The sequence below is a fragment of the Phormidesmis sp. 146-33 genome (assembly GCF_052939515.1).
The window spans coordinates 1-4,902 of the sequence record NZ_JBJPHU010000215.1 but is presented as its reverse complement, the minus strand read 5'-3'; the positions used below and the strand labels follow the sequence as shown (position 1 = coordinate 4,902).

The 4,902-nt window shown below is 49.2% G+C and carries 7 protein-coding genes; 2 read left to right on the top strand and 5 right to left on the bottom strand.

Features of this window, described 5'->3' with window-relative positions; all coding sequences use genetic code 11:
• Positions 1 to 51: 51 nt before the first annotated feature.
• Complete coding sequence (locus ACJ2PR_RS35010; protein ID WP_446880509.1) at positions 52 to 324, top strand: PDDEXK nuclease domain-containing protein; 273 nt, start codon at positions 52 to 54, stop codon at positions 322 to 324.
• Positions 325 to 381: 57 nt separating this feature from the next.
• Here the strand turns inward: ACJ2PR_RS35010 and ACJ2PR_RS35005 are convergent, their stop codons facing one another.
• From ACJ2PR_RS35005 to ACJ2PR_RS34985, 5 genes are read right to left on the bottom strand one after another with little or no spacing between them, the layout of a single operon-like run.
• Positions 382 to 918, bottom strand: a complete 537-nt coding sequence (locus tag ACJ2PR_RS35005) for a hypothetical protein (RefSeq protein WP_446880508.1) — start codon at positions 916 to 918, stop codon at positions 382 to 384.
• A gap of 35 nt (positions 919 to 953) precedes the next feature.
• Positions 954 to 1,742 carry a DUF6753 family protein gene (locus ACJ2PR_RS35000; RefSeq protein ID WP_446880507.1) on the bottom strand — a complete coding sequence of 263 codons (789 nt, stop codon included), beginning with the start codon at positions 1,740 to 1,742 and terminating at the stop codon, positions 954 to 956.
• A gap of 14 nt (positions 1,743 to 1,756) precedes the next feature.
• Positions 1,757 to 2,584 (bottom strand): hypothetical protein, encoded by an 828-nt coding sequence (locus ACJ2PR_RS34995; protein ID WP_446880506.1) that lies wholly within the window; start codon positions 2,582 to 2,584, stop codon positions 1,757 to 1,759.
• A gap of 9 nt (positions 2,585 to 2,593) precedes the next feature.
• Entirely contained in the window at positions 2,594 to 2,980 is a 387-nt protein-coding gene (locus tag ACJ2PR_RS34990; protein ID WP_446880505.1) for a hypothetical protein, read from the bottom strand.
• Positions 2,977 to 4,107 (bottom strand): ParM/StbA family protein, encoded by a 1,131-nt coding sequence (locus ACJ2PR_RS34985; RefSeq protein WP_446880504.1) that lies wholly within the window; start codon positions 4,105 to 4,107, stop codon positions 2,977 to 2,979. Before ACJ2PR_RS34985 ends, ACJ2PR_RS34990 begins: the two co-directional genes overlap by 4 nt.
• A 504-nt stretch (positions 4,108 to 4,611) precedes the next feature.
• Between ACJ2PR_RS34985 and ACJ2PR_RS34980 the strand changes: the two genes are divergently transcribed.
• The coding region (locus tag ACJ2PR_RS34980) for a plasmid mobilization protein (RefSeq protein ID WP_446880503.1) at positions 4,612 to 4,902 on the top strand (291 nt) is incomplete at its 3' end.

The following is a 4,902-nucleotide window of genomic DNA, read 5'->3' as shown; positions in this document are numbered from 1 at the left end:
ATACGTTTCGTTGTAAACGTTGTTGTTGTTGTTATTTAAGCTAGATATTTAATGAGCTTTTACATCGCCGCTGTGGATGATTTGCTGCGGAGTGAGATGGATAACCCCACAATCGGGATTGTCTTGTGTAAGTCTAAAAATAAAGCAACAGTAGAATATGCCCTACGGTACATCCAGCATCCGGTGGGAGTGGCAACCTATCGACTGAAGGACACGCTACCGGAACCGCTACAGGGGAGCCTGCCCAGTATTGAGCAGCTTGAGATGGAACTAAACACGTTGTCAGTGGAGGCGATCTCAGACCTCACAGAGCGAGACGAGTAAGCTGTTTAGAGATGAAAAATTGTCCAAGGGCGCTTGGACGATTGGCGAAACGTGATTTCAACTAGCAGGGGCGGGTTCACAGCCAACGCCGCTGAAGGTTGGAGCGCTTGAATTTGAAAGCTTCCCAGTGACCAATTCATGAACCTGCTGATTTGAAAGTTGAGTGGGCTTCACCTCGATCGTGGTTTTTCCGCCCCGGTTAACCTGGATAATCGTGTCTGCCCAGTAAAATTGTTCTTGTGAGGGTTGTGAGTACGCTGGATAGCATCCTTTTGAGGCGAGCGCCACTTTGTGTTGCACGGCGGACACGGATGGCAGAGCAACTCCAGTCCGAACCAGTTTTGCCTCCCCGACTGAACCCCAAAGCTGAAGTTGAGTTGTGATACAACGTTTTCCATCCTTGAGCGGTGCAATGATATTACCGCACACTTCTACGTCAACGTTGTACAAAGGAGGATACTCGGGAATTGATGGGTTTTGTGCCTGACTCGTTTCACTGCTGCTACTCATATTTGTGAGCGGGGTACAACCTACAGCCATTAATCCAGCTGCCGTTAAAATCGTCCAGCACTGGGGCACTTTACGAGTCCACATCGGCGAGTCCTCCTCATCGAAATTCAGATAGATGCTTAGTTTCCTTGAACGGGTGCAAACTGACGTTGATTTGGCGGCTGAACCCATAGCGTGCAAAACCCAGAGGTTGCTTTGCGCTCGGGCAGCATCTCTAGGGTAACGCCCAGGCGCTTTACTTCGTCGGCGCAGGTGAGCTGACCATTGCGATCGCGGCTCAGTAAATCCTGATTCCAACTCATTAGGCTACGAGCGAATTGTCCCTCGCTGCTCGTTGCCCATTCTAGCGTCTTGGCTTGTTCGAGCGTCAGTTGCCGAGAGCCGCTCGGATCAAGAGGGCGGCTAGATTGATACCAGGAGAATCCGGCAACGCCCAAAAGCCCTCCCAGTCCAGCTGTAAGCAAGAGCAATACCCCTGCTGCAATCAATGAAGGAACTGAGTGAATTGCTCGCTCAAATTCCGTGCGGCGAATCAAAGCGGAGACAGTTTGGGCGATCGCCTTTTGATGTCCCTTAATTGCTACCTTTTCGTAGGTTTGGAGCCGGTCATAGAGTTGCGTTTGCCACTGGTCAAACATCGTCTCCATCTCTTTGGGGCTGTCCTCTAGCAGCACTTCTAGCCTGCCAGTTGCAACCAACATCAAAAAAGCTGGATCATCCGGGTCAATTCCCGTTTGTACAACAATTTCCCATACTCTGGCTTTGAAAGCATCATCCTTACCGCGAATTGCCAGATCGAGCAGGGTCGGGTAAGGAATTCGATTTAGACCTTTGCCTCTGGCAGCCATCGATTCCAGAAATTGATCATCTAGATCCAGGGGTTCTTCTATTTGGCGGGGATTGGTCATAAGCCTTACCTCCCTTAGCTTGAACGTTTGCTATTACGGGATTTGGAGCCGCTTGTTGCTGGTTCAGCCGTTTTAATGTCGGCTTCTCCGGCTTCCGCTAATGATCCATCAGTCGCAGTTGGCTTTGAAGGACTGACTTCCGACTGCGAGAGTTTCCAGATGTTTGCCTGGTCGATCGCTTGATAAGCACTCTTCAGAAACGTATGGAGCCGCTGCTTCCCCAAAACGCCCAGTTCACCGCTCTCCCTGCCTGCTGAAAAAGCAAGCCGCTTGGCATCCAGATGATCACGCTCGCGATAGCTGAACTTGGGAAAATCGAGCACGGGGACTTTTTGCTTTGCCAGAAGTTGTTGTAGTTCCTCTCTACCGTCCAGGTGAGACCAATCATCACAGAGTCCCCAGTTACGGACAAAAATATGCTGCACTTTGCCATCAAACTGCTTTAAAGATTGGATGAAAAGCTGCACACTGTCATAGCCGCCGGTGCAGATAAACCACTTGCAGATGCTGACTCCATGCTGCGCTCCCATCTCCAGCACCCCGTTGCGCTCAATCCAGTCGGTAACGGCTGGAAAGACCTGAGCGGGGAGATTCACAATCACCGGAGTTTTGATCGCCAGGTCAAAAATGCGATCGGCATCGTAGGCTTTGCGTTCTGATTCACTAAAGACGGCTCGCTCACATCCTTCAGGATAGACTTCCCCTACATCAGGATTACTACGATCGGCTTCTACCAGCACATGGGGAAACTGGCGATCGATGCAATATTGCACCATCACCCGAGCAAACAAAGACTTACCGACACCGCCCTTTTCACCATCAATGAAATGAATAATTGCCATTGCGCTCTCCTATTGCCACATTGTTCGGGTTGCTCGATCAGCAGGCTTGTTACTGCCATTTTGGCGATCGCCATTGGTATATTCGATTGTTGAGGATTCAGCAGATGGAATCGGCAGTTGCAAACATTCCCGGATATAGTCTGCCTGACGTTCCAAAGCACGACAGCAGCTCAATCCCAGTTGGCGTAGTTCTTCCTGGCTTAACAGACCTTCTGCCTGACGAGCAGCTACCATCCAAAAAGCTCTGGCAGGCTCCAACATCAACTCTTTACCCTGTCTCACGCCATCACCTTTCTTCAAAAATACTGTCAACACACCATCTGGAGTGTCGGTGTAGGGTGAATAGCGAAAGCTGAAATCTTCGCGTTTGCGGGAGGTCTGAGTGGTCTCGTTCATGCGACCTCCGCCAACTGCTCAACAAAGTTGCAGTACATGCCAAAAACGTCAATCAGACGAAAGGATAGTGCCTCTGCATCTGAACGGTTCGAGCGATAATCCAGTCCTAACAGGTCTTGCAATTGTCGCTGAAGGTCAGTACCCCAATAAGTCGGGGTTCGCTTAAAATACTCCTCCAATTCATCATGGAGGTAAAGAGCAGCTCCACCAGAAATAATCACCTCGGTGACATTCGGCAGCATATTGTCAAGCCAATCTTGCAAGCGTGACCAGTACTCCTCTCTGGCAGTCAAAATAGCAATGACAATTTGCTCGCGTTCTAGTTTTTGTTCAGTAGGCGATCGCGTCTTTACCAGATGTTGAAGTTGTGGATTATCAGGAATGATCTGATTGCCAATACTATAGATTGCGCTCGTTAACGAATCAGCACTTTGACCAGAGGTACGGTTTAATACCTTATCTACCAGTTGATGAAAGCCCAAATCGGTGGTGTTACCGATCGCCAGCTTGCCGCGTTCAAACAGCAATAGGCTGGTATTCCGATGCCCAAACATCAGCACAGCCAGCGTTTGTTGCTGGAACCACTCTGCCCCATTCTGCATTACCCGTGCCATTGCCAAACCACCTCCCTCTGGGCGACACTCAAAGGCTGCTAACTTGACATGGAGGCGTTCACCGCGAAAGCTGTAATTTTTGAGCTGTTGTTTCAGGAGTTGCTGAAAGCGTGGGGCGTTCTGGTATTCGCTGTAGGGTAACAGAGCAGAAATGGCAATAGAGAACTTACGAGGTAGATCCATGTGCTGGACGATTGCTCCTACGGCTGCCAGCACTTTATATAACGCCCGTTCGTATTTCACCTCATTCATCCGCACGGCTGCCAAAAACTGACGCGCTAAATAACCAACCACCTGACACTGCTGACTATCAACACATTGCAGCCAAACATCATCTTCAGGTCGAGTGATACCAAGACTTCCTCTGGTTCTCAAGTGGGCATCAATTGAACTCAAGCTGAGTTCAATCACTTCAGGCTCCATGAGCAGCAGTCGAGGTCTGCCATCCGCTAAGTGATAGATCACTATACTGAGTGAGGAGCCTGGATCGAAAGTCAACGTGAGGTCAGACATCACGGGTTGATCAGTAATGGTTAACGTTCCCTCAACTTAGCGAGCACTGATTGAATACTCATCATCCATGTGGATAAAAAAGAGAACCCCGGATTTCCTCTCTCACAGGGGTTCACAAATTGCCACAGTTTCCCTCAATAGTTCGTCTCCGTGCCCATTTGTCCACCGGATCAAGGTGCTGAATTCTTAATAGGCTAGACTTGTTGACACTTAACTCCCTCAAATGTCCACAGGTTTCTCGCAGCATTCCACCCATGACCCACATTCTTACAGCAACCTACAGTACCCGTTCAAAATCCAGGATGCAGAGCAAGCCATGTTGTAATGTGTATTCATCTATTGGGAGAAAATAATAGTGTTACTGCAATATCCATGAGTTTTGTTTGTTGTCAAAGGCTATTGCCCGATGCAGAAATCAAAAGGATAGCCGACTGGTAGATCACAAGTCAACGAAGGAACAGCAAAGCTAGAGAAGAATCTTCACCGTCTTCCTGATTGGCTGGAATGTCCTCGCAGAAACGTCCCATCAAGTTCCATATCTCCCTCAACGCTGAGGAGAAAGAGCAGGTGCGCTGTATGGCGACAGAGCACAACCTGACGATGGCAGAATTGTTTCGTGCCAAGACATTAAAAAATCAGCTCCCCCGGCGCGTAACCCGAATTGCGGGTCTGACCTACTGGGAACTCACCAAAATCAGTGACAGTCTGAGCCAAATTGCCAGGGCGATACTCGCTAACACGGCGTTGCATAATGGAGGGATGAATGAGGGTGTTGTACTATGCAGTGTCGATACT

Bases quoted from the DNA above. Each gene is read 5' to 3' on its own strand.
- ACJ2PR_RS35010 (WP_446880509.1), top strand. From the start codon at position 52: ATGAGCTTTTACATCGCCGCTGTGGATGATTTGCTGCGGAGTGAGATG.
- ACJ2PR_RS35005 (WP_446880508.1), bottom strand. From the start codon at position 918: ATGTGGACTCGTAAAGTGCCCCAGTGCTGGACGATTTTAACGGCAGCT.
- ACJ2PR_RS35000 (WP_446880507.1), bottom strand. From the start codon at position 1,742: ATGACCAATCCCCGCCAAATAGAAGAACCCCTGGATCTAGATGATCAA.
- ACJ2PR_RS34995 (WP_446880506.1), bottom strand. From the start codon at position 2,584: ATGGCAATTATTCATTTCATTGATGGTGAAAAGGGCGGTGTCGGTAAG.
- ACJ2PR_RS34990 (WP_446880505.1), bottom strand. From the start codon at position 2,980: ATGAACGAGACCACTCAGACCTCCCGCAAACGCGAAGATTTCAGCTTT.
- ACJ2PR_RS34985 (WP_446880504.1), bottom strand. From the start codon at position 4,107: ATGTCTGACCTCACGTTGACTTTCGATCCAGGCTCCTCACTCAGTATA.